Source organism: Burkholderia sp. L-4, assembly GCF_056856535.1.
Map to the genome: position 1 here is coordinate 1,978,980 of NZ_JBXEOX010000001.1, position 20,629 is coordinate 1,999,608.

A 20,629-nucleotide genomic window follows, 5' to 3' on the forward strand; every position below is an offset into this window, starting at 1 on the left:
CGTCGCCAAACGAAACGCCCGGCCCGACTCGTCGGCACCGGGCGTTTTTCATCGCGGCCGCGGCCTGTCCGTCAGCCCGCGTAACCCGCCATCCGCTTGCGTTCCTGACGCAGCATCACGAAGTTCGCGATCACGACACCGGCCGTCACCGCGACGATGAACAGCGTCGCGAGCGCGTTCATCTCCGGATTCAGGCCGAGACGCACGCGCGAGAACACGACGAGCGGCAGTGTCGTCGAGCCGGGGCCCGACAGGAACGCCGACAGCACGAGGTCGTCGATCGACAGCGTGAACGACAGCAGCCAGCCCGCGATCAGCGCCTGCGAGATCAGCGGCAACGTGATCGTGAAGAACACCTTCAGCGGCGTCGCGCCGAGATCGAGCGCGGCCTCTTCCAGCGACGGGTTCAGCTCGCGCACGCGCGACTGCACGATGATCGCGACGTACGAGATGCACAGCATCACGTGGCCGAGCCAGATCGTGAACACGCCGCGCTCGGCCGGCCAGCCGATCCACTTCGCCAGTTCGATGAACAGCAGCAGCAGCGAGATCCCCTGAATGACTTCGGGGATCACGAGCGGCGCGTTGATCATCCCGCTGAACAGCGCGAAGCCGCGAAAGCGCCCCATCCGCGCGAGCACGAAGCCGGCCCACGTGCCGATGAACACCGACGCGAACGCGGTCAGCACGCCGATCTTCAGCGACAGCCACGCGGCCGTCAGCAGCTCGTCGTCCTGCACGAGCGCCGCATACCAGCGAAACGAGAAGCCCGACCACACGGTGACGAGCTTCGACTCGTTGAACGAATAGACGATCAGGCTGAGGATCGGGATGTACAGGAACGCGAAGCCGGCAAACAGCGCCGCGAACTGCAAATAACGGTTCGGCTTCATCGACGGCCTCCCTGTTCCTTCGCCTGGAAGTGCTGGAACATCGCCATCGGCACGAGCAGCAGCAGCACCATCGCGCAGGTCACCGCCGACGCCATCGGCCAGTCCGCGTTGTTGAAGAACTCGTTCCACATCACGCGGCCGATCATCAGCGTGTTCGCGCCGCCGAGCAGCTCCGGAATCACGTACTCGCCGACCGCCGGGATGAACACCAGCAGGCAGCCCGCGATGATCCCGTTCTTCGACAGCGGCAGCGTGATCTGCACGAACGCCTTCCACGGCTTCGCGCCGAGGTCGTACGCGGCCTCGAGCAGGCGCAGATCCATCTTCACGAGGTGCGCGTAGAGCGGCATCACGAGGAACGGCAGGTACGAGTACACCATCCCGATGTACACCGCGTAGTTCGTGCGGTACAGCTCGATCGGCGTGTGCGTGAGGCCGATCCACATCAGGAAGTTGTTCAGCAGCCCGTTGTTCTTCAGGATGCCGATCCACGCGTACACGCGAATCAGGAACGACGTCCAGAACGGCAGCATCACGCCCATCATCAGCAGGTTGCGGGTCGCCGGATTCGAGCGCGCGATGTAGTACGCCATCGGATAGCCGACCAGCAGGCACAGCAGCGTCGTGATCGCGGCCACCCACACCGAGTTCACGTAGGTCGCGAAATACAGGCTGTCCGTGAACAGGAACGCGTAGTGCGACAGGTTCAGCGCGATGTGCACGACGCCGTCGGTATACGACGCGAGTTCCGTGTACGGCGGGATGCCGAGCTGCAGCTCCGCGAAGCTGATCTTGACGACCAGCACGAACGGCACCAGGAAGAACAGCACAAGCCACGTGAACGGCCCGGCGACGACCGCCGACGCGCCCGTCAGGTTGAAGCGCCGCACCGGCCACTCGAGCAGGGACTTGAACGCGTTCATGACGTCAGCACCACGCCGGCCGTCGCGCTCCAGCGCACGTAGATCTCGTCGCCGAGCGCCGGTGTGTCGAGCTCGGAAATCGCGAGGCTCGACACGTTCGCGATCACCGTCTTGCCCGCGTCGAGCTTCACGTGATACAGCGAATAGCCGCCCATGTACGCGACGTTGCTGATGCGGCCGCGCGCCCAGTTGAACGCGCCTTCGGGCGGCTTGCGCGTGAGCGCGATCCGCTCGGGGCGCACCGACACCGTGACCGGCATCCCGAGCGGGCCCGAGATCCCGTGGCTCACGTACAGCCGGCTCGGCAGCTCCGGCGATTCGATGTACACGTGGTCGGGTTCGTCCTCGACGGTCACGCCGTCGAACAGGTTCGTCGAGCCGATGAATTCGGCCGAGAAGCGGCTGTTCGGGTATTCGTAGACTTCGTTCGGCGAGCCGATCTGCACGATCTGGCCTTCGCTCATCACCGCGAGGCGGTTCGCCATCGTCATCGCTTCTTCCTGGTCGTGCGTGACCATGATGCAGGTGACGCCGACCTTGTTCAGGATGTTGACGAGCTCGATCTGCGTGCGCTGGCGGATTTGCTTGTCGAGCGCGGACATCGGCTCGTCGAGCAGCAGCAGCTTCGGGCGCTTGACCAGCGAACGGGCCAGCGCGACGCGCTGCTGCTGGCCGCCGGACAGCTGGTGCGGCTTGCGCTTCGCGTACTTGCTCATCTGCACGAGTTCGAGCGCGGACGCGACGCGTTCCTTCAGCTCGGCCTTCGGCGTGCCTTCCTGCTTCAGTCCGAACGCGACGTTCGACTCGACCGACATGTGCGGGAACAGCGCATACGACTGGAACATCATGTTCACGGGCCGCTTGTACGGCGGCATCTGCGCGAGGTCCTCGCCGTCGATCAGGATCTTGCCCGACGTGACCGTCTCGAGGCCCGCGAGCATCCGCAGCAACGTCGACTTGCCGCAGCCCGAGCTGCCGAGCAGCGCGAACAGCTCGCCCTGGCGCACGGTCAGGTTGACGCTGCGCACGGCCTCGGTGTCGCCGAATTTCTTGACGACGTCGACGATCTGGACAAAGTTCTCGGCGCGCGCATCGGCGCCGGAGGAGGAAACGGAGAACGGCGCGCCCGCGACCGGCGCACCCGACTGGCTATTCATGATGTGCTGCTTCTCTCCTGCGTTAGACGAACAAAGCCCCCGGGGGCACCAGGGGCTTCATGACTGCGGGTTCACTTCGGCTCGCGTCAGCGGCCCGACTTCAGCTCGGTCCACAAACGCGTCTGCAGACGCTGGATTTCAGGCGGCAGCGGCTTGAGCAGGAACAGCGTCTTCACGACGTCGGCCGGCGGGTAGACGGCCGGGTCGTTCGCGACGTCGGGCCGCACGTACTTGCGGGCCTCGGCGTTGGCGCTCGGGTAGTACACCGCGTTCGTGATCGCCGCGTGCACCTTCGGGTCCTCGATGTAGTTGATCCACGCAAGGGCCGCTTCCTTGTTCTTCGCGTCCTTCGGGATCGCCATCACGTCGAACCACACCGGCGCGCCGCCCTTCGGAATGTAGTACTCGACCTTGTACGGCTTCTTCGCCTCGATCGCGCGATGCTTCGCGATCACGACATCGCCCGACCAACCGAACGCGAAGCAGATGTCGCCGCCGACCAGGTCGTTGATGTAGCCCGACGAGTTGAATTGCGTGATGTACGGGCGGATCTTCTTCAGCACTTCCATCGCGGCCTTGTAGTCGGCCGGGTTCGTGCTCATCGGATCCTTGCCGATGTAGTGCAGCGTCGCCGCGAACATCTGGTCGGGCGCGTCGAGCACCGACACGCCGCAGGTCTTCAGCTTCGACAGGTTTTCCGGCTTGAACAGGATGTCCCAGTTGTCGAGCGGCACCTTGCCGAGCGCCTGCTGCGCCTTCGTCAGGTTGTACGCGAGACCGGTCGTGCCGTACGCCCAGGGCACCGAGTACTTGTTGCCCGGGTCCGCGCCGGCGACGAGCGCCATCAGTTGCGGATCGAGGTACTTGAGGTTCGGCAGCTTCGACTTGTCGAGCGGCGCGAAGATGCCGGCGGCGATCTGCTTGCCCGCGTAGTTGCTGGTCGGCACGACGATGTCGTAGCCCGAGCTGCCGGTCAGCAGCTTCGCCTGCAGCGTGTCGTCGCTGTCGTAGTTGTCGTAGCGGACCTTGACACCCGTCTGCTTCTCGAAGTTCGGGATCGTGTCCTTCGCAATGTAGTCCGACCAGTTATAGACATTGAGCTGCGTATCCTTCGCCGCTGCCGCCGACGCCCCCACGCACAGCGCGAGCGCTGCGAACCGGCCCACTACCTTTGCTTTCATCCCGTTCTCCCTCCGGCCGGACACGTTGCCCGGCTGTCGTCTGCCTCGTCATGGCGGCGCATTCTGGCGCGCCACCCCTCGAAAACCCCGAAAACTACCATCATTCGCGCGCCGTCACAAAAAAAACATGCCGGTGTCGCGCAAACGGAACAGATTCCCGCCGCCAGCCAGCCAGGCTGCCCGCGCGGCGGGGCGTTCCGGGGGAATTCTATCGGGTAATCGGCATCTGTCCACCGGGAAAAACGGTCAGGGGCGAAACCGCGGTCGCATACCGGGCGCGCGGCCGGACGGTCGCGCCGGCGCACCGGGATCGCATGCCGGCCGGCGCCGGCCGACCCGGCGGCCGCGATGCATTAAAATGGCGGTTCACGATTCAACCGCGCGAACCCTTCCGATGGCCTCCAATCTCCACGACCTGCCCGACAGCCCCTGCATCGGCGTGTGCTCGACCCTCTTCGACGAAGTCTGCAAGGGTTGCGGCCGCACGGCCGCCGAAGTGTCGAACTGGGTGTTCCTGAGCGACGACGAAAAGCGCGCGGTGTGGGAGCGCATCACGCGCGAAGGCACCGCGATGCGCTTCCAGTACGACAAGCTGTAAATCCGCCGCACAAAAAAAGAGCGGCATGCCGACCGCCATGCCGCCAACCCCAACTCTGTTCTTTTCCTGCCGCGTCAGAACTTCATCCCGACGCCCACGCCGACGATCAGCGGATCGATGTGCAGCGTGCCGATGCCCTTGTCGCCCAGCGTCGCATCGGTGCTCATCCAGATCTTCTTCACGTCGACGTTCATGAACACCTTCTTCGTCAGCTGCACGTCCACGCCGAACTGCAGTGCGGGGCCGAAGCTGCTCTTGTTGATCGACACGCCCTCCCCGCCGACGTTGAGCCCGTTGTTGTAGAAGTACGTGTAGTTCAACCCGGCGCCGACGTACGGCCGCACCTTGCCCGCGTGGTTGAAGTGATACTGCAGCAGCAGCGTCGGCGGCAGCACGCCCACGCCGCCGAGATTGCCGAGGCTCGACGTCATCTGGTGCCGCGACGTGCCGAGGATCAGCTCGACGCCGAGGTAGTCGCGGATCATGTACGTGAAGTCGAGCTCCGGCACGATCGCGTTGTTCACGCCCGTGTTGATCGCGCCGAGCGTATCGCTCGCGCGCTCGTTCGGCTGGATGCTGATCGCGCGAAGCCGGACCAGTACGTCACCCTGGTTGATGCCGTCACCGGGCGACGCCGCGTGCGACAGCGACGGCATCGCGACGAAGGTGGCCGCGACGGCGGCTGCGGTGACACAAGTTCGAATCGTTTTATGCATGGTACGGACCCCCAAAGAATGGTTTCCATTCTCCATGTAGGGTCTTTTCGTCATCTTGATATTGGTCAAGCCAGCGTAAACGTGGGACGGTTTGCCGCAGGCTCGGTCGCACTGCCCGTCAGCAGCAGGTCGAGCAGATCGCGCACGCTGCGGATCGCGCGGCCGAACGGCAACGCTTCGCGGCCGCGGAAGAACAGCCCGTTCGCGACGTCGCCGCGCAGCGCGGCCGCAAGCCGCGTGTCGATGCAGAAGTGGCCGAATTTCTCGATGCCGTCGCGCAGCCCGCATACGCTCAGGCATTCGAGCGCGGTCGGGCAACGCTGCTTGAACGCGCCGAGCTTGTTGCGAATGCGCGTCTCGTTGCGCAGGTAACGATCGAGCCACGGCGTCTTCACCGCGCGGGCGGGCAGCCCCGTCACGCTGACGAATTCGACGATGTCGTCGGGCGTCGCATCGGCAAGCACGCGCTTGAAGTGCGGATGCGCATCCCCTTCTTCCGTCACCGCGAACGGCGTTCCGACCTGCACGCCATCCGCGCCGGCCGCGAACGCCGCGCGCACCGTGTCGTGACTGTTTACGCCGCCCGCCACGACCAGCGGAATCGTTTCGCGTTCGAGACCGAGCGACGCCATCACCTGCGCGGTCTCGTCGAGCACCCGCGCGAAATCGAAACGCGCGTCGTGCATGTCGTCGATCTGCGTGACGCCGAGGTGGCCGCCCGCGTGCGCCGGATGCTCGATCACGATCGCATCGGGCAGGCGCCCCTTCTTCATCCACTTCTTCAGCACCAGCGCGATCCCGCGGCTGTCCGACAGGATCGGGATCAGCGCGATGTCGTGCCCTTGCGTGAGATCGGGCAGGTCGAGCGGCAGGCCCGCGCCCATCACGATCGCGTCCGCGCCCTCGTCGCACGCGACGCGCACGTAGTCCGCGTGCGCGCTCACCGCCTTCATCACGTTGACCGCGATCATCCCGCGCCCTTCGCTGTACGTCTTCGCGAGACGGATCTCGCGCGCGAGCGCCTCGCGGTTCGCGGCCTCGAGCGTCGCGCGATCGGGTTGCGCGCGGCAGCGTGCGAGCAGGTCCGCATGATGGTGGCGCAGGTCGATGCTCGCGATCGTGCCGACCGCGCTTTCGCGCGCGACGCTGCCGGCCAGCCGGTGTGCGGAGATGCCGACGCCCATGCCGCCCTGCACGACGGGCAACAAGGTGCGGCCGCGAATCGTCAGCGGCGGAAAGGAACTGCGTACGGTCATCTGAAACCTCGTCGGAACATCGGAACCGCGATGATCGACGATCCACCGACGCGCACCTTGACGGCCGTCAATAAAAAAACGGCACGCGAGCGTGCCGTCTCCATTCCATGCGGCGCGCGGCGCTCAGGCAGGCTTCGCCGGCTTCAGCTGCATCGACTTGTACTCGAGATACTCCTCGAGCCCGTACACGCCGTTCTCGCGGCCGTGCCCCGACTGCTTGTAGCCGCCGAACGGTGCCGCGGCGTTCCACGTGCCGCCGTTGATGTCGACCTGCCCCGTGCGGAGGCGGCGCGCGACGCGCATCGCGCGTTCGTCGCTGCCGGCCCACACCGCGCCGCCGAGCCCGTACGGCGAATCGTTCGCGATGCGCACGGCTTCCTCTTCATCGCGATACGTGATGATCGACAGCACCGGCCCGAAGATCTCTTCCTGCGCGATCGTCGATTTCGGATCGACGCGGCCGAACACCGTCGGCTTCACGAAGAAGCCCTTCGTGAGGCCGTCCGGCAGGCCCGTGCCGCCCGTCACGAGTTCCGCGCCTTCGTCGATGCCGCGCTGGATGTACGCCTGCACGCGCTGCTGCTGCACGGCCGACGCCAGCGCGCCGAGGCGCGTCGTATCCTGCCGCGGGTCGCCCGCGACGTACGCTTCGGCCGCGGCCTTCGCCAGCGCGCGCGCTTCGTCGTAGCGCGCTTCCGGCACCAGCATGCGCGTGTGCGCCGAGCAGGTCTGTCCCGCGTTCAGGTAGCACGCGTTCACCGTACCCTTCACGGCCGTCGCGAAATCGGCGTCGTCGAGAATCACCGATGCCGACTTGCCGCCCAGCTCCAGCGCGACGCGCTTGACGCCCGCGGCCGCCAGCTCGGCCACGCGCTTGCCCGCGCGCGTCGAGCCCGTAAACGACACCATGTCGACGTCCGGATCGGTGGCCAGCACCTCGCCGACGACCGGGCCATAACCGCACACGAGGTTGAACACGCCGGCCGGCAGCCCGGCTTCGTGAATCGCTTCGGCGAGCATGAACGCGTTGAGCGGTGCGACTTCGGACGGCTTCAGGACGACCGTGCAGCCGGCCGCGAGCGCCGGCGCGACCTTCAGCGTGACCTGGTTCAGCGGGTAGTTCCACGGCGTGATCGCCGCGACGACGCCGACCGGCTCGCGCACCACGAGCGAGTTGCCGACCTGCGCCTCGAATTCGAACGACTCGGCGAGCTTCGCGTACGCCTTCCAGTTGTAGATCGGGCCGCCGACCTGGATCGCGCGCGACAGCTTGATCGGCATCCCGACTTCGCCGGTGATCGATTGCGCGAGTTCCTCGCTGCGCGCCTGCAGATGCTCGACGATCTTGCGCAGGTAGCCCGCGCGTGTCGCGGCCGGCGTGGCCGCCCATGCGTCGAAGGCCGCGCGCGCCGCGCGGATCGCGTCCTGCGCGTCGGATGCGACGCCTTCGGGAATCCGGCCGATCACGGCCTCGGTGGCCGAGTCGATCACGTCGATCGTGCCGGTTCCGGCCGGTTTGCGCCATGCGCCGTCGATGTAGAACTGGTCGTAGATTTTCATCGCTTCCGTCTCCTGTCGACCAGAGTTGGCGCTTTAGCGCTTACTCTGGTCCCATGCCCTTGTGCGGTCGACCCGAGTTGGCGCTTCAGCGCTTGCTCTGGTCCCATGCCCTTGCGCGGTCGACCCGAGTTGGCGCTTCAGCGCTTGCTCCGGTCCCATGCCCTTGCGCGGTCGACCCGAGTTGGCGCTTCAGCGCTTGCTCCGGTCCCATGCGTCGCGGGAAAGCCGACATTCTAGCGAGCGTTTCGGTCGGCCGGCATGACGATTGACAGCCATTCGAAAGAATCGGGGAGCCGTCGCGCCGCGTGGCGCTCGCCGGCCGCGCATGCCGCCGGCGGCGTGTGCGCGACCGCCGCCACATCAGCATCGGCCCGGGTGCGCGGGCAGGCCCGCATCGTGCTATGTTTTTAATATCGGCACCGGCTCATTGCATCCGGCGCCGCCCGGAATCGACGCATTTCGTGAGCGCTGCCATGACCGACGCATCCCATACCCTCGGCTCGCAAGACCGCCTTGAGCTGCTCTGCTGGCTCACCTGCGGCAACCTCGGCGCGTTTTACCTCAACGAATCGTGGCCGGACGCCACGTTCCAGGTCCAGGCCGCGCACCGCTGGCTCGACCGCCATCACCGTCAGGCCGACTGGCTCGCGGTCGCGAAGCTCGCGGCGCTCGCGCAGGACATCGCGAAGCGGCATGCGGGGTTCGTCGACGCGTCGTGGGCGCGCGACGCGGTCGAGGAAATCGTCGACACCGACGATCTCGATTACCGCGCGAAACTCGTGCAATGGGTGTACGAAGACTGCTGCAAGGCGCTCGCGGACAAGCGGCTGGCCGACTGAGCCGTGGTGCGCGCGGGCCGCGGCGTCGCCCGGCGCGACGGTCTTGTCGCCGCTGCGGAAGTAACGGCCTGAATGGCTGACGGTGAACGGTGCACGAGCACCGCCCCCCTTCGATGCCGGCACGCGCCGTGCGTGCCGCTGTGGTGCTTACAGCAGCGATTTCGCCTGCGTCAGTACCTTGTCGCAGATCTGCCTGGTCACCTGCTGCTTCAGGCCGCCGCCGCTCAGGTCGAGCTTGCCGCCGTTGCCGGCGTCGAGGATCCCGCTCGCGCCGCTCGTATAACCGCTGTCCGACGACGCATTGCCGCCGAGCTTGCTCAGCAGCGCGTCCTTCACCGACGACGCGCCACTGCCGGACGCGCCGCCGAGATAGTTGTTCTGGATGCAGAACTGCAGCAGGCCCGCGACGTTGCCGGTGCTGCCCGGCGTCAGCGACGCCCCGCCGCCGCCCGTCAGCGCGCCGCCGAGGCCGCCGAGGTTGCCGAGCGCACCACCCGCGCTACCGCCCGAATCGCCGCCGCCGACCTGTTTCAGGACATCGCCCAGCTGCGCATGGGCCACCGAAAACGGCGCGAGCAATCCGATCAGCGCGCCGGCAATGGTCGCGCGGTATAGACGTGCATTCATGTAAAGCCTCCCGGTTGTCACGGCGTGAGTACCGCGAATCGAATCCAAGCATACTCAATCCCCCCCTGCATGACAGCCTTCATGCCGGGTCCGAAACGTCAGGCATCGTGATATCGCGGCGATTTGACAATGCTTGACGGCGTGCCGGCCGGCACTGCAAGCTCGACATGCGACCGAAGGCGCGTACCGACGATCGCATTCCGTCTCGCCGGCGCGCATGAAGCGTCATGGAATCGTCGCCGCCGGCCGGCCTTCAACCTCGAACCTGAAGGATGCTCGCGTGGCGCTCGCCCATCGAATGCTGCTGCTCGCCGGCACAGCGGCTGCGCTGATCACCGGTTCAGGCACTGCCCGTGCGGCGCCCGCGGCGGCATGCCCGTCACCGTCGTTCGACCGCTATCCGGCACCGGCCGCGCGCGCGCCGCGCCAGCCGGCCGCATCGCCCCGCTTGGCCGGCAAGGAAGCACGCCTGTACCGCACCGTGATCCGCGACGCATTCACGCAACCGGCCAATTTTGCCGGTCACTATCGCGTCGCGATCTGGGGTTGCGGCACGGATTGCCGGAATTTCGCGATCGTCGACAAGTACTCGGGCGCGACATACACGATGCCGGGCGTCACCGCCATTTCGGGCGTGACGGGCAACGACGACGAGCGCGTCGACTTCCGTGCCGGCAGTACGCTGCTGATCGTCGCCGGCTGCTTCAACGGCGATTGCGACGACAACCACGCGAAGGCCGCCCGGTTCTTCTATACGTGGACCGGCAAGCGCTTGCGCCCGATCGGCACCTGTCCGCTGCACGTCGAGCCGATTCAGTAGCCGGCGCGAATTGCGCTATCGTTCGTCCGGTACACCCTAGACGGCACGCCCGCCCGCGATGTCCATTCACCTCAGCTTCGACGACGGCCCCGGTCCGTCGACCCCTTCGCTGCTCGACGTCCTGCGCGACGCATCGTGCCAGGCGACCTTCTTCCTGCTCGGTAAACATCTGGCGGGCGCACTCGACGTCGCCGCGAGAATGGCGCGCGAAGGCCATCGCCTCGGCAATCACACCCATTCGCATGCCAGACCGGGCGCGCTGGCGGACGACGCGCTGATCGGCGAGATCGAGGCGACCGACGCACTGATCCGCGACGCCTATTGCCGGGCCGGTATTGCCGCGCCGGACGCGATCCCGTTGCGTCTGCCGTACGGGCTGATGCCGCGGGACGATCGCGCCGGCGTGCTGGCGCGCCTGCGGCGCGAACACACGGGCTGGACCGCGATACTGGACGACTGGCAGCGGCCGGCGCCGTCGCCGCAGGCGCTGTTCGACACGATGTGCGCGCATGCCGACGCCCGCGCGACGCAGCGTCGCGACGTGCTGTTCTGCATGCACGACGGCTCGCGACATGGCGACGCGCGGCCCAACACGGTCGAAGCCGTCCGCCTGTTCCTGAATCGGCGAAGCTGAAGCAACGGCCGGTCAGCTTCCCGGCGCTGCACTGTCCAGCAACTGCCGCCAGCCGCCGAGAAAGCCGATGCCGGGCCCCGGCATCCACAAGCCGCGCTGTGCCGCCTCCAGATGGATCAGCGTCTGGTCCACGCAGAACAGCGTCATCAACGCATCGCGCTCGGCACGCATCCAGCCCGGTACACCGTCGCGCCGCGTCGCCGCATAGGCGTGCAAGCCGGCCTCCCAGCGCTGCGCATCGAACACGAAACGATCGTCCCTGCCCGCGTCGCGCGACAGCGCGAACAGTGCGAAAGCCGCCTCGAGCCACTGCGCGCCCTGCCCGGCATCGTCGAAATCCAGCACGCCGTTTACCGTGTGGCCGACATACAGCAGGTTGCCCGCGTGATAGTCGCCGTGCAGCCAATGCACCGGCCCCGCCAGCCAGTGCGCGGCGGCGTCGAGATGCGCGCCGATCCGCCGGATCACCGCATCGTAATCGCCGCTCAAACCGGCCGGCAGCGACGGCATCGCGTGCGCCGACACGCGCGCATGACGGGCCGACAACCACGCCAGCGGCGTCGATTCGCTCACGGGTATCGTGGCCAGTGCCGCATGCAGATGCGCGAGCGCGCGCATCGCATCGATCGCCCCCGCTTGCGCGTCATGCGGCAAGCCGGGATCGCCGTCGACAGGTTCGAACAGGTGCAGCCAGCTTCCATCGTCGATGAGCACGCCGGATTGCGCATCGACGGTCGGCCTCAGCCGCGGCAGCGCGGGTAATGCCGGCACCGTACGCGTCTCGCCGAGATGACCGAGTATCGACGCCTCGCGACGCACCTGCTCGGCCGGCTTGCCGGGCCACGACACGCGCAGCACCGCGCGCCCCGCGTCATACTCGACGAGATACGTTTTGTTAGTATGGCCCGATGCCATCGCCTGCACGCGTGCCGGCACGATGTTCCAGTACCGGCGCAGCCACGATTCCAGCGTTTTCACGTCACTCCTACTCGTTGCATTGACCATGTCAGAGCGTCCTTCGGCCCGCATGCGGGACCTCAATATCGAATGGCTGACGCGCGCCGCCGAATTCGACCATCTGTTCCAGACGCGCTGGCTCGGCGAGCGCTTCTTCCATCTGCCCGGCGACATGCTCGCGCTTCAGGAACTGATCTGGCGCGAACGCCCCGACTGTATCGTGCAGACCGGCATCGCGGCGGGCGGCGGTGTCGTGTTCTCCGCGTCGATGCTGGAACTGGCCGGCGGGCACGGCCGCGTCGTCGCGGTCGAACCGCGGCTGCGCGACGAGGTCAGGCAGCGCCTGCGATCGCACCGGCTGGCCCATCGCATGGTGCTGATCGAAGGCGAATCGTGCGCGGCCGACACGCTCGCGGCGGTGCACGCGCAGCTCCGCGACGGCGCGCGCGTGATGGCGATCCTCGATCTCACGCATACCCATGCGCACGTGCTGCGCGAACTCGAATGCTATGCGCCGCTCGTGACGCCCGGCAGCTATGCGATCGTGATGGATACCATCATGGAGTATCTGCCCGCATCGATGTTCGACGGCAAGCCGTACGGCCGCGGCAACAACCCGGCCACGGCCGCGCGTGAATTTCTCGCCCGCGACGACCGTTTCGAGGCCGACCACGACATCGAGGACCGCGTGCTCATGACGCTGTCGCCAGGCGGTTTCCTGAAGCGAGTGCGCTGATCAGGCGAGCGGCTTGCGCGGAGCCGTCGCGCGCGGCGTAGCTGTCGCGAATCCGTGCCGCATGCTCGCGCAGCGGGCCCGGACGCAACAGGCGCTCGAGCGCAGCGGCAATCTCCGCGACGCCGGCACGCTGCAGATCGAGCACGCACGCCGCGCCGGCCCGCTCGACGAAGTGCGCCGAATGAAACTGGTCGTTGCAGAACGGCGACAGCAGCATCGGCACACCGCACGCGAGCGATTCCATCACCGAATTGGCGCCGCCATGGCTGACGAACGCATGCGTGCGCCGCAGCAGCGCCAGCTGCGGCGCATAGCGCACCGCGATCACGCGCTCGTCACCGGCCGGCAGCAGATCCGAATCGACCAGTTCGCCTACCGACAGCACCAGTTGCGCCGACGTCGCGCGCGTCGCGTCGACCACCTTCGAGAACAGGTCCGGATGGTAGTAAAGCTGGCTGCCGAGCGACATGTAGACGAGCGGGCGACCGGCGTCGATACGCGCCCACGGAAACGCCGTCTCGTCGCCGCGCGGCCCCGACGGCATCGCGGGGCCGGCCAGCTCGACACCCGGCGGCGGCGCACCGACCAGCGCGTCGGTCGTGAACGCGAGCGTCAGGTGCGGCGACAGGACATCGCACCCGCGAAAACGCGCATCGAGCCCGTAGCGCGCAAACAGCCCGGCACGTTCCGGCGCGAGCCATCGCACCGTGCGCAGCAGTTCCGAATCGAGATCGTCCGGCAGCACCGGATTCAGCGAATTCGACATCGACACCCACGGCAGCCCTTCCAGCTCGGCGGCGATCGCTGCCGCGTAAAGCAGCGGATCGATCACGACCACATCGGGCCGCCAGTCGCGCAGCACCGCACGGATGCCGTCCACCTGCGACGGCGCCAGGTCGATCAGCAGCGTGCGGATCCAGTGCCGCAGCCAGTCGGCGTCGCGAATGTTCGCGGCGAAGCTCGCGCCGCGCGACAGGTCGTGGCGCTCGGGCGTCTCGCGCGGCCCGAGGAACGCGAAGTCGCCGGCGCCGTCGAGCTGTTCGCTGATATCGGCCGGCGCGTAGAACGCGACGTCGCAGCCGGCCGCGCGCAGATGCTGTGCCGGGCCGATGCACGGATTGACGTGGCCCTTCTCGGGCACGACGCAGAACAGGATGCGTGTCATGAGCGGTTCAGGTTGGACGATGCGCGGCATCGAGATGAAGGTGCTCGAGATGATCGAGGATCAGGGTCAGCGTCGCCCACAGCACGCGCTCGGTATCGGCCCGCAGCGCGGGCGCGGCAAGGCCGAGCGTACCGGCCAGCGCATGCGTGCGCTCGCGATCGAGCAGCGCGCCGAGGTCCATCGCCGGCGCGAGTCGTCCGCGCTTGGGGCCGTGCACCAGACGGTCCGGCAGGTTCAGGCGCGCACCGAGATCGCGCAGGCATTGCTTGTTCGGGTCCGGCGCGATGCTCGTCAGATGCGCGACGACCTCCGCATCGACGAACGGCGGATGCAGGTCAACCGCCGCCGCATCGAACAACGCGTGGCACAGCGGCAGGTAATTGGCCGACCGGTCGCGGCGCAACACCTGATCCGCGCCGTCGCCGGTAATTGCAACCTCGATGCCGTCCGCCGCCATGGCCTCGGCCAGCAACCGCTTCGCGACCGGATGCAGATTGAACATCGGCTCCTCGACCGCATGGGTCGTTCTCGGCAGCGCCGCGACGAAATCGGCTTCATTCGCCCGCACGATCTTCACGTTCGCCTGCATCTGCGTCGCGAGTTCAAGCGCCGCGTCGAGCTCGCAATAGTCGGGCATCTCGGTCGCGAGCACGTAGGCCGTCACGTGCGGCAGCGCGCCGAGTTCGCGCAACAACGCGAGCAGCAGCGCCGAATCGAGGCCGCCGCTCAGCGCCAGTGCAACGCGCTTGCCGCTGTCGAGCGCGCGTTGCAGCGACGCGCGCAGCACGGTGTCCAGATCGGCATGCCGCGGCCGCTCGGGCGACGGCTGCACCGTCAATCCTTGCGGCGAACGGATCAGCGCATGCCCCGGCGGCACCGCGAGCACGTCGCGCAGCACGGTGCGGCCGACGAGCCGCTCGCCGCTCAGGTAACCCGCGATCGCGGCCGCGTCCGGCGCGCCGGCCGGCTGCGCCGACGCGCGCAGGACGGCGCGGATGCCGGACGCCGACACGCCGCTGCGCGGATGGTAGTGAAGACGATCGAACCCGAACGGGTCGCGCGTGCCGACGATCATGGATAACGAGCCTTCAGGATGTCCACTTCAATGCGTTTCAGGATGCGATGCGGCGCCACCGGCGCGCTGCCGCCCTGGCAATGCAGGCACGCTTCGAGCGGCGCGTCGCGCTGCAGATAGGCGAGCATTGCGTCGAGCATGTCCTCATCGTCGCGCAACGGCAGGCCGTCGGCCTGGAAATCCTTCTCGCCCCGGTAAAGCGTATGGAAATGCGCGGGACGCGTGCACGTGTAGAACATGCCGTCGCGAATCATGTGGCAGCGCTCGCGAATCCAGCAATCGTGATAGAGACGCTGCGCTTCGTCGCGGTCCGTGCCGGGCTGGGCGCGATTCATCGTCGTGAACACGTCCTGCACCTTCCAGTTCAGGCGTACGCCGAAACGCGCGGCCTGGCGCTCGACGTGCGCGATCAGTTCGGGCGAAAGCGCCGGCCTCGGATAGCGCGAGATCGTCAGCGCATCGACCGCTTGCCAGAACGCGTCCGGCATCTCGCCGAGTTTCAGGCCGTTGGTCGTGACCGAGATCACGGGCGCGATACCCGTGCCGCGCACGCGTTCGACGATTTCGACGAGCGCCGGATGCAACAGCGGCTCGCCGCCGACCAGCTTGAACATGCGCGGGCTCAATACCTTCGCGGCCATGCGCAGATCGGCCTCGATCGAATCGGGGCTCGCGTGCCACGCCGGCAGGAGCGGCGACAGCGAGCAGCATTCCGCGCAGGTCAGGTTGCAGTGGTCGACGATATGCGCTTCCAGCGACCGCGTCCGGATGCGGCCGTTTTCGACCCGGTAATCGCGATCCAGCGGCGGCGGAAACACATGCTGGCGCTCGCCGGACGGCGGCGGATTCGGGATCTCGTTCGGATTCACACTCACGTCAGTTTCCTGCTTCCACGCAACGGGAAAAGAAATCGACCAGATGGCCGCGTGCGTCCACCATCGCGGATGCCATCGTCACCGCGCCGCTCAGGTGCGACGCGAAGCGCGACGGATCGTCCAGCCAGCCTTGCACGATCCACAGCTTGAGTGCGTGCTGCAGACACGCCGCATCGACCGCCCAGGCGATACGCGCCGGATTCACCGGCCGCACCCGCTGGTAGGCACGCACGAACGCTTCCGCCCGTTGCGGCGCTTCCAGCGGCAGATGATTCAGGCAGCGTACCAGTTCGTATTCGCGCGGCGCGCCGATCGACGCTTCCCAGTCGAGGATCAGCGGCGGCAGCCGGCCCGTGAACAGATAGTTGAACTGGTTGTAGTCGTTGTGGATCGGGTACTGCGGGTCGTCGGCGGGAAACGCGTCGAGACTGCCGGGATAGTAGCGATCGAGCATGCGCAGTGCGAGATCGACGTAACGGCGCAAGTTCGCGGCGTTGCCGTTCGAGCGCGAGCGATTCAATGCATCCAGCAGGCTGCGGCGCACCGCATCCGCGTCGATTGCAGCCAAGCGCGCGCGAATCGTATCAAGCGACAGCAGATGAAGCCGTTCGAGGCCCAGGTGCAACGCAGCCAGACTCGCGCCGAGCGCATCCCATTCGGCCGGTGAAAACGTGTCGTAGGTTCTGAACTGCGCGGCCTCCCAGCGCGTCAGCATCGCGTGCGAGTGTTGCCCCGTCCACAGCGGATCGCCGCCCGTCGTGCGCTTCAGCGTCTGTACATGGAACCGGGTATCGCCGTGAGTTTCGAGGTGCGCGAGGATGGCAGCCTCCTTTGCCGCGCGTGCATGGTGCTCGGACGCGTAAAGCTTGACGGCCATATCGCCGCCGTCGGCCGGCAGATGCCACACGCGTTCACTGACCCGGCGCGGCGCGGGACCGCGGCCGAGCGCGTAGGCCTCTCGAATCTCGTCGAAGGTGGCGGCAAGCGGCCCCATTCAGATATGCTCGGCCGGCCCGTGCCGATACGGATGACCGGTCAGGAACGTGTTGTGCCCGACGTAGCGCAGCTTGTACATCGCCGGCCGGAACAGCACCGAAGGATCGTTGTTCGCGATGCCCAGCAGCGGATACAGGTCCTGCCGCACGAAGAACGCGTTGTTGCCCATGTCGTCGCAGCAGACGAGTTCATAGCCCTTTTGCCTGCCGAGATGAACGAGCGATTCGAGGCTTGCGCCGTAATAGGTCGAGCCGTCCCATTCGTGATCCGGGTTGAAGCACATGACCCAGCGCTCGGGCGGCGTGTAGTACGGGTTGTACTCGATCACGACGATGCGCGGCTTGAACGCTTGCAGCCCACGCCAGACCCAGTAGTCGTTGCCGTCGATGTCGATCGACAGCAGGTCGAAGTCCTCAGGCGTGTCCGCATTGGCGAGCAGGTGGTCGACCGTGTCGGGCTGGACGCGGTCGTGATGCAGCCGGACGCGCTCTGCGCCCGCGTAGTGAGCGGCAAGCTTGCCGAACCGGTATGCGCTGCCTTCCACCAGTACGCCGGCCCAATCCTCCTCACGCAGCAGCCGCGCGGTGTTGCTGTTGCGCAGGCCGTCGCTCGCGCCGATATCGACGCAGAAGCGGTTGGTCGGGGCGATCCGCTCCATCAGCCGCGACAGGATGCTTTCCTCGGTGCCCTGCGCGTACAGGCTTGGCGCAAGGCCGGACAGGTCGAGCGGGAGAGGATGGTCCTGCATCGAGAAACGGGCTCCGGGTCGGAATGGGGAATGGCGACGTGCGTTTGGAGTGTAATTTACCCGAAGTCGATTGAGCAGAGGAAACCGGAGTGTGCGACGCCAGCGGGCGTCGCAACCGGCGGAAACAAAAAGGGCCGCCAAGTACAACTCGGCGGCCCTCTTGGGTGCAACGGATCAGGTACGACTCAGGACACTTACTCCTTCCCCTGACTCGTCAGGAATTCCTCGTAATTCCCACCGGAGTCGAACAGCGTGCCATCCGTGCGCACTTCGATGATCCGGTTCGCCGGACATACCTTGTAAGTCTTCTATCCACGGGCTGCTCGAAGTTCAACCGCCAACTGTTCCAGTAATCCCGTAACTTGGGTCATTGGCGCAGCCATATACGAAACTCGGGTTACAGCGCTCAACAAGCGTATGCGCAACACGATTTGCGGCGATGCTCGCATCCAAATCGTTCGCTTCCCCCGTCCCGATCGGCTTGTTTCTTCCTACCCGGTAAAGGTTCAGGTCGTAGGCGACAATCGTAAGCGGCCGTTGTCCTGATGATTGAAGAATCGATTTGAAGATCGGCTTTCCAACGTAGAGCGCATACGTTGCCCCCAAGGCGACGGCATCCCGGTCGCGAACTTCCTGCGTCGGCGGCTCTTCGGTCGTCACGGACACGATCCTTGCATTGATGCCTTCCGCAGAGATCGCCGACGCAATCGACGCGTTGAATTTGTTGCACATATTGAGCAACTGATTCATCCTCCGACGACGGTTCTCATACTTGATTTCAACCGTATCCCAAACGTATTTCGATAGCGTGCCGTCAAGCTGGTAATTGCCGCACGACTCGACGTACACAACAACCGGTGCGAGTTTTTGCTCGCGCGGGATGTCCGCCATGTTCGACGCACAACCGGCAAGTGCCGCCGCTGCTGCCATGAGAATCAGCGCAGAATTTTGTTTTATCGATTTCAAGGTTTTGTCCCCTTTTGTACTGCACTGAAAATCTGCACGCTAGACTTCATGTCATCGAGGTCGGGAAAAATGGTCAGAATTGAGCCGTCACTTGAAACCCGAGCGTGACGCGCGCGGTCGGAAATCCAGACGGCTTGTAGACCGGCGTACCGGCGAACAGGTCGTAACCGTAGCCGCCGAAACGCGTCGCGACGCTGCCCTTGATGCCGATTACGGCACCGGCCAACTGCGTACCGACCAACGCAACCGGTTGCGGCCCCCAAACGCGACCGTAATCCAGTCCCGCATAAATCGCCTGTCCGGTCTGTCCGATCGGCATCTGCAGTTCGTTGCGCCAGTAGAAGCCGCGCGCCGCCGCCAGCATCGTTTCGCCGTCGAAACCGCGAACTGTGTAGCGACTGCCGATCGTCAAGTCATCGATGTAGTACAGCGAGTTCCCGGTATATTGGCCGTGGATGCTCGTCACGTACCGGAACGGCTGCTTCGCGATCGCGAACGGCACCGAGAGGTTCGCGTCGAGTACCGCCATCTTGAAGCGGTAAGTCGGACCGCCGCCGGGAGCAAGAATGTCGTCCTGCGCACCCAAGCCTCCGACGCCCTGCCGGTACGCCAGCGTGCCGTCGAACTGCGCCCCGTCGAAGTAGTGACGGTCGGTCAGGCCGAATTCAACGAACGTGTTGTTACGACGCTGCTGCGGGATTTCCGTATCTTCGATGAAGCTCTGGCCGAAGCGACGGGACAAGCGGACATAGCCGCCGAACACGTCGTTCTGACTGCGTGCAAGCACTCGGGCAAGCTTGAAATCGATCGTCTTCGAATTGCCGCTCGCGACGAACGTCTGGTTCACACCGGCAATCTGTTGATAGTAGGTGTTCGTATAGGCCGCAACCGTAGCGGTCCAGTAGCCCCACGGAATCGAGTAGAAGCCGTTCCACCCGTGTGACCCAAGGCGCTTGTCGCCGAATTCGAGGTCTTGACTGACGCCGACGTTGAACACGTCGTTCAAGCCGAGCGGGTTATCGATGCCGATCGACAGGTTGCCCTGTAGCTTGCCCGTTGCGCGCGTGCTCGAATTGTCGATCGATGCGACGACGGTCCACGGCTTGCCACGCTTCACGTCCAACACAACATCGCTTTCGCCCGGCTGGTCAGCGGGGACGATCTGCATCGATACGTCCTGACTGGTGACGCGCTTCATTTGCTCCAGACCTTGCTCAAGGTCGCGCAGGTTCAGCACTTCGCCGTCACCGGTCGGGAACGCGGTCTTCCACGTGCCGCGCAATTTCTCGTCGGCAAAGCGCACGTGTCGGATGATGCCGGGAATCAGCGCGACTTTCAGCGTACCAGTCGTCAAATCCTGTTCCGGCAGTACAACGCGCGTAGTGATGTAGCCCCGCGCCAAGATCGCGCGCGACAGCCCCTTGACGATCGTATCGACACCCTGCTTGCCGACGCACTGACCCGCGTAGTGGGCGAGCCATTCGCGCGCAAAGGCGAAGCGATCCATCGGCAGCGCGGACGCGCCGGCCGACTTCGCAGCGGCCGGCATCGAGTCCGGCACGTCGAGCGCGAAGCGGTCGATCCGGAAGCACGGTTGTTCGCTCGGCAGCGGTGGATACGTTTCAGCGCGCGGCACGTCTGAACGCACGGACGGGGCACGCAGCGCCGCGTCGCGCTGTTGTGCGTCGCGTTGCTGCTGCGCTTGTCGATCCTGTTCCGCGTTCGCGCGGGCGGCGGCGGCTTGGTCGGCAGGCGTCGGGGCCTGCTGTGCTTGTACCCCGAGCGATACCAAGGCTGTGATCGGTAAGGCCGCCAGCCGTTTTCTAATTTTCATTGCTTATCCAGCGTTATATGTCGTACGCAAAGACCTCAGCCAATACGCTTGAAACGGCGAGTTTTCACCCTCA

At 65.8% G+C, this 20,629-nt stretch carries 21 protein-coding genes and 1 pseudogene; 5 read left to right on the plus strand and 17 right to left on the minus strand.

Annotated features, from left to right (window positions below; all coding sequences use genetic code 11):
* Window positions 1-71: 71 nt before the first annotated feature.
* The 4 genes from AC1VVG_RS09185 to AC1VVG_RS09200 all read right to left on the minus strand — a co-directional run bounded on the left by AC1VVG_RS09185 (window position 72) and on the right by AC1VVG_RS09200 (window position 4,154).
* Complete coding sequence (locus AC1VVG_RS09185) at window positions 72-893, minus strand: ABC transporter permease subunit (protein ID WP_034186812.1); 822 nt, start codon at window positions 891-893, stop codon at window positions 72-74.
* A complete protein-coding gene (locus AC1VVG_RS09190; protein WP_034186811.1) occupies window positions 890-1,816 on the minus strand; it encodes an ABC transporter permease subunit in 927 nt (308 codons plus the stop codon). Before AC1VVG_RS09190 ends, AC1VVG_RS09185 begins: the two co-directional genes overlap by 4 nt.
* Window positions 1,813-2,973 (minus strand): ABC transporter ATP-binding protein, encoded by a 1,161-nt coding sequence (locus AC1VVG_RS09195; protein WP_034186810.1) that lies wholly within the window; start codon window positions 2,971-2,973, stop codon window positions 1,813-1,815. Before AC1VVG_RS09195 ends, AC1VVG_RS09190 begins: the two co-directional genes overlap by 4 nt.
* Window positions 2,974-3,059: 86 nt before the next feature.
* Window positions 3,060-4,154, minus strand: coding sequence for a polyamine ABC transporter substrate-binding protein (locus tag AC1VVG_RS09200; RefSeq protein ID WP_034186809.1), 1,095 nt, complete (start codon window positions 4,152-4,154; stop codon window positions 3,060-3,062).
* A 394-nt stretch (window positions 4,155-4,548) separates the two neighbouring features.
* Between AC1VVG_RS09200 and AC1VVG_RS09205 the strand changes: the two genes are divergently transcribed.
* Complete coding sequence (locus tag AC1VVG_RS09205; protein WP_006493160.1) at window positions 4,549-4,752, plus strand: DUF1289 domain-containing protein; 204 nt, start codon at window positions 4,549-4,551, stop codon at window positions 4,750-4,752.
* Between the two features lie 74 nt (window positions 4,753-4,826).
* On the opposite strand, the gene AC1VVG_RS09210 is transcribed toward AC1VVG_RS09205, so the two are convergent.
* The 3 genes from AC1VVG_RS09210 to AC1VVG_RS09220 all read right to left on the minus strand — a co-directional run bounded on the left by AC1VVG_RS09210 (window position 4,827) and on the right by AC1VVG_RS09220 (window position 8,284).
* Window positions 4,827-5,468, minus strand: a complete 642-nt coding sequence (locus AC1VVG_RS09210; protein WP_034186808.1) for an OmpW/AlkL family protein — start codon at window positions 5,466-5,468, stop codon at window positions 4,827-4,829.
* Window positions 5,469-5,533: 65 nt separating this feature from the next.
* The gene (locus AC1VVG_RS09215) at window positions 5,534-6,724 is read right to left on the minus strand and encodes an NAD(P)H-dependent flavin oxidoreductase (RefSeq protein WP_482835539.1); all 1,191 of its coding nucleotides are present in this window, start codon (window positions 6,722-6,724) and stop codon (window positions 5,534-5,536) included.
* A gap of 123 nt (window positions 6,725-6,847) precedes the next feature.
* Complete coding sequence (locus AC1VVG_RS09220) at window positions 6,848-8,284, minus strand: aldehyde dehydrogenase family protein (RefSeq protein ID WP_482835540.1); 1,437 nt, start codon at window positions 8,282-8,284, stop codon at window positions 6,848-6,850.
* A gap of 473 nt (window positions 8,285-8,757) precedes the next feature.
* On the opposite strand from AC1VVG_RS09220, the gene AC1VVG_RS09225 reads away from it, so the two are divergent.
* On the plus strand, window positions 8,758-9,123 hold the full coding sequence (locus AC1VVG_RS09225; protein ID WP_034186805.1) for a hypothetical protein: 366 nt from the start codon (window positions 8,758-8,760) through the stop codon (window positions 9,121-9,123).
* Window positions 9,124-9,270: 147 nt separating this feature from the next.
* Here AC1VVG_RS09225 and AC1VVG_RS09230 read toward each other — a convergent pair whose 3' ends face one another.
* Window positions 9,271-9,750 (minus strand): YjjA family protein, encoded by a 480-nt coding sequence (locus AC1VVG_RS09230; RefSeq protein ID WP_034186804.1) that lies wholly within the window; start codon window positions 9,748-9,750, stop codon window positions 9,271-9,273.
* Window positions 9,751-10,030: 280 nt separating this feature from the next.
* Between AC1VVG_RS09230 and AC1VVG_RS09235 the strand changes: the two genes are divergently transcribed.
* Both AC1VVG_RS09235 and AC1VVG_RS09240 read left to right on the plus strand, forming a co-directional pair.
* A complete protein-coding gene (locus AC1VVG_RS09235; RefSeq protein ID WP_482835541.1) occupies window positions 10,031-10,570 on the plus strand; it encodes a hypothetical protein in 540 nt (179 codons plus the stop codon).
* 58 nt (window positions 10,571-10,628) lie between these two features.
* Window positions 10,629-11,204: a polysaccharide deacetylase family protein gene (locus AC1VVG_RS09240; RefSeq protein WP_482835542.1), complete on the plus strand. Its 576-nt coding sequence runs from the start codon at window positions 10,629-10,631 to the stop codon at window positions 11,202-11,204.
* A 12-nt stretch (window positions 11,205-11,216) separates the two neighbouring features.
* On the opposite strand, the gene AC1VVG_RS09245 is transcribed toward AC1VVG_RS09240, so the two are convergent.
* Entirely contained in the window at window positions 11,217-12,209 is a 993-nt protein-coding gene (locus tag AC1VVG_RS09245; protein ID WP_301741447.1) for a phosphotransferase, read from the minus strand.
* Here AC1VVG_RS09245 and AC1VVG_RS09250 point away from each other — a divergent pair.
* Entirely contained in the window at window positions 12,208-12,897 is a 690-nt protein-coding gene (locus tag AC1VVG_RS09250) for a cephalosporin hydroxylase family protein (RefSeq protein ID WP_482835543.1), read from the plus strand. The two genes, AC1VVG_RS09245 and AC1VVG_RS09250, sit on opposite strands and share 2 nt — an antisense overlap.
* On the opposite strand, the gene AC1VVG_RS09255 is transcribed toward AC1VVG_RS09250, so the two are convergent.
* The 8 genes and pseudogenes from AC1VVG_RS09255 to AC1VVG_RS09290 form a co-directional block, all read right to left on the minus strand.
* On the minus strand, window positions 12,854-14,062 hold the full coding sequence (locus AC1VVG_RS09255; RefSeq protein WP_482835544.1) for a glycosyltransferase: 1,209 nt from the start codon (window positions 14,060-14,062) through the stop codon (window positions 12,854-12,856). The genes AC1VVG_RS09250 and AC1VVG_RS09255 overlap by 44 nt on opposite strands.
* A gap of 7 nt (window positions 14,063-14,069) precedes the next feature.
* Window positions 14,070-15,137 carry an asparagine synthase-related protein gene (locus tag AC1VVG_RS09260; protein WP_200089171.1) on the minus strand — a complete coding sequence of 356 codons (1,068 nt, stop codon included), beginning with the start codon at window positions 15,135-15,137 and terminating at the stop codon, window positions 14,070-14,072.
* Complete coding sequence (locus AC1VVG_RS09265; protein ID WP_124669009.1) at window positions 15,134-16,012, minus strand: GTP 3',8-cyclase MoaA family protein; 879 nt, start codon at window positions 16,010-16,012, stop codon at window positions 15,134-15,136. The genes AC1VVG_RS09260 and AC1VVG_RS09265 overlap by 4 nt, the downstream gene beginning before the upstream one ends.
* A gap of 1 nt (window position 16,013) precedes the next feature.
* On the minus strand, window positions 16,014-17,006 hold the full coding sequence (locus AC1VVG_RS09270; protein ID WP_482835545.1) for a phosphotransferase enzyme family protein: 993 nt from the start codon (window positions 17,004-17,006) through the stop codon (window positions 16,014-16,016).
* Window positions 17,007-17,756, minus strand: coding sequence for an FkbM family methyltransferase (locus AC1VVG_RS09275; protein WP_049028723.1), 750 nt, complete (start codon window positions 17,754-17,756; stop codon window positions 17,007-17,009). It abuts the gene before it with no gap.
* Window positions 17,757-17,950: 194 nt separating this feature from the next.
* Window positions 17,951-18,043 (minus strand): annotated as a pseudogene (locus AC1VVG_RS09280) (ABC transporter ATPase); the annotation flags it as partial.
* Window positions 18,044-18,086: 43 nt separating this feature from the next.
* Window positions 18,087-18,722, minus strand: a complete 636-nt coding sequence (locus AC1VVG_RS09285) for a hypothetical protein (protein ID WP_482835546.1) — start codon at window positions 18,720-18,722, stop codon at window positions 18,087-18,089.
* Window positions 18,723-18,795: 73 nt separating this feature from the next.
* Window positions 18,796-20,556 carry a ShlB/FhaC/HecB family hemolysin secretion/activation protein gene (locus AC1VVG_RS09290; RefSeq protein WP_482835547.1) on the minus strand — a complete coding sequence of 587 codons (1,761 nt, stop codon included), beginning with the start codon at window positions 20,554-20,556 and terminating at the stop codon, window positions 18,796-18,798.
* Between the last annotated feature and the right edge of the window lie 73 nt (window positions 20,557-20,629).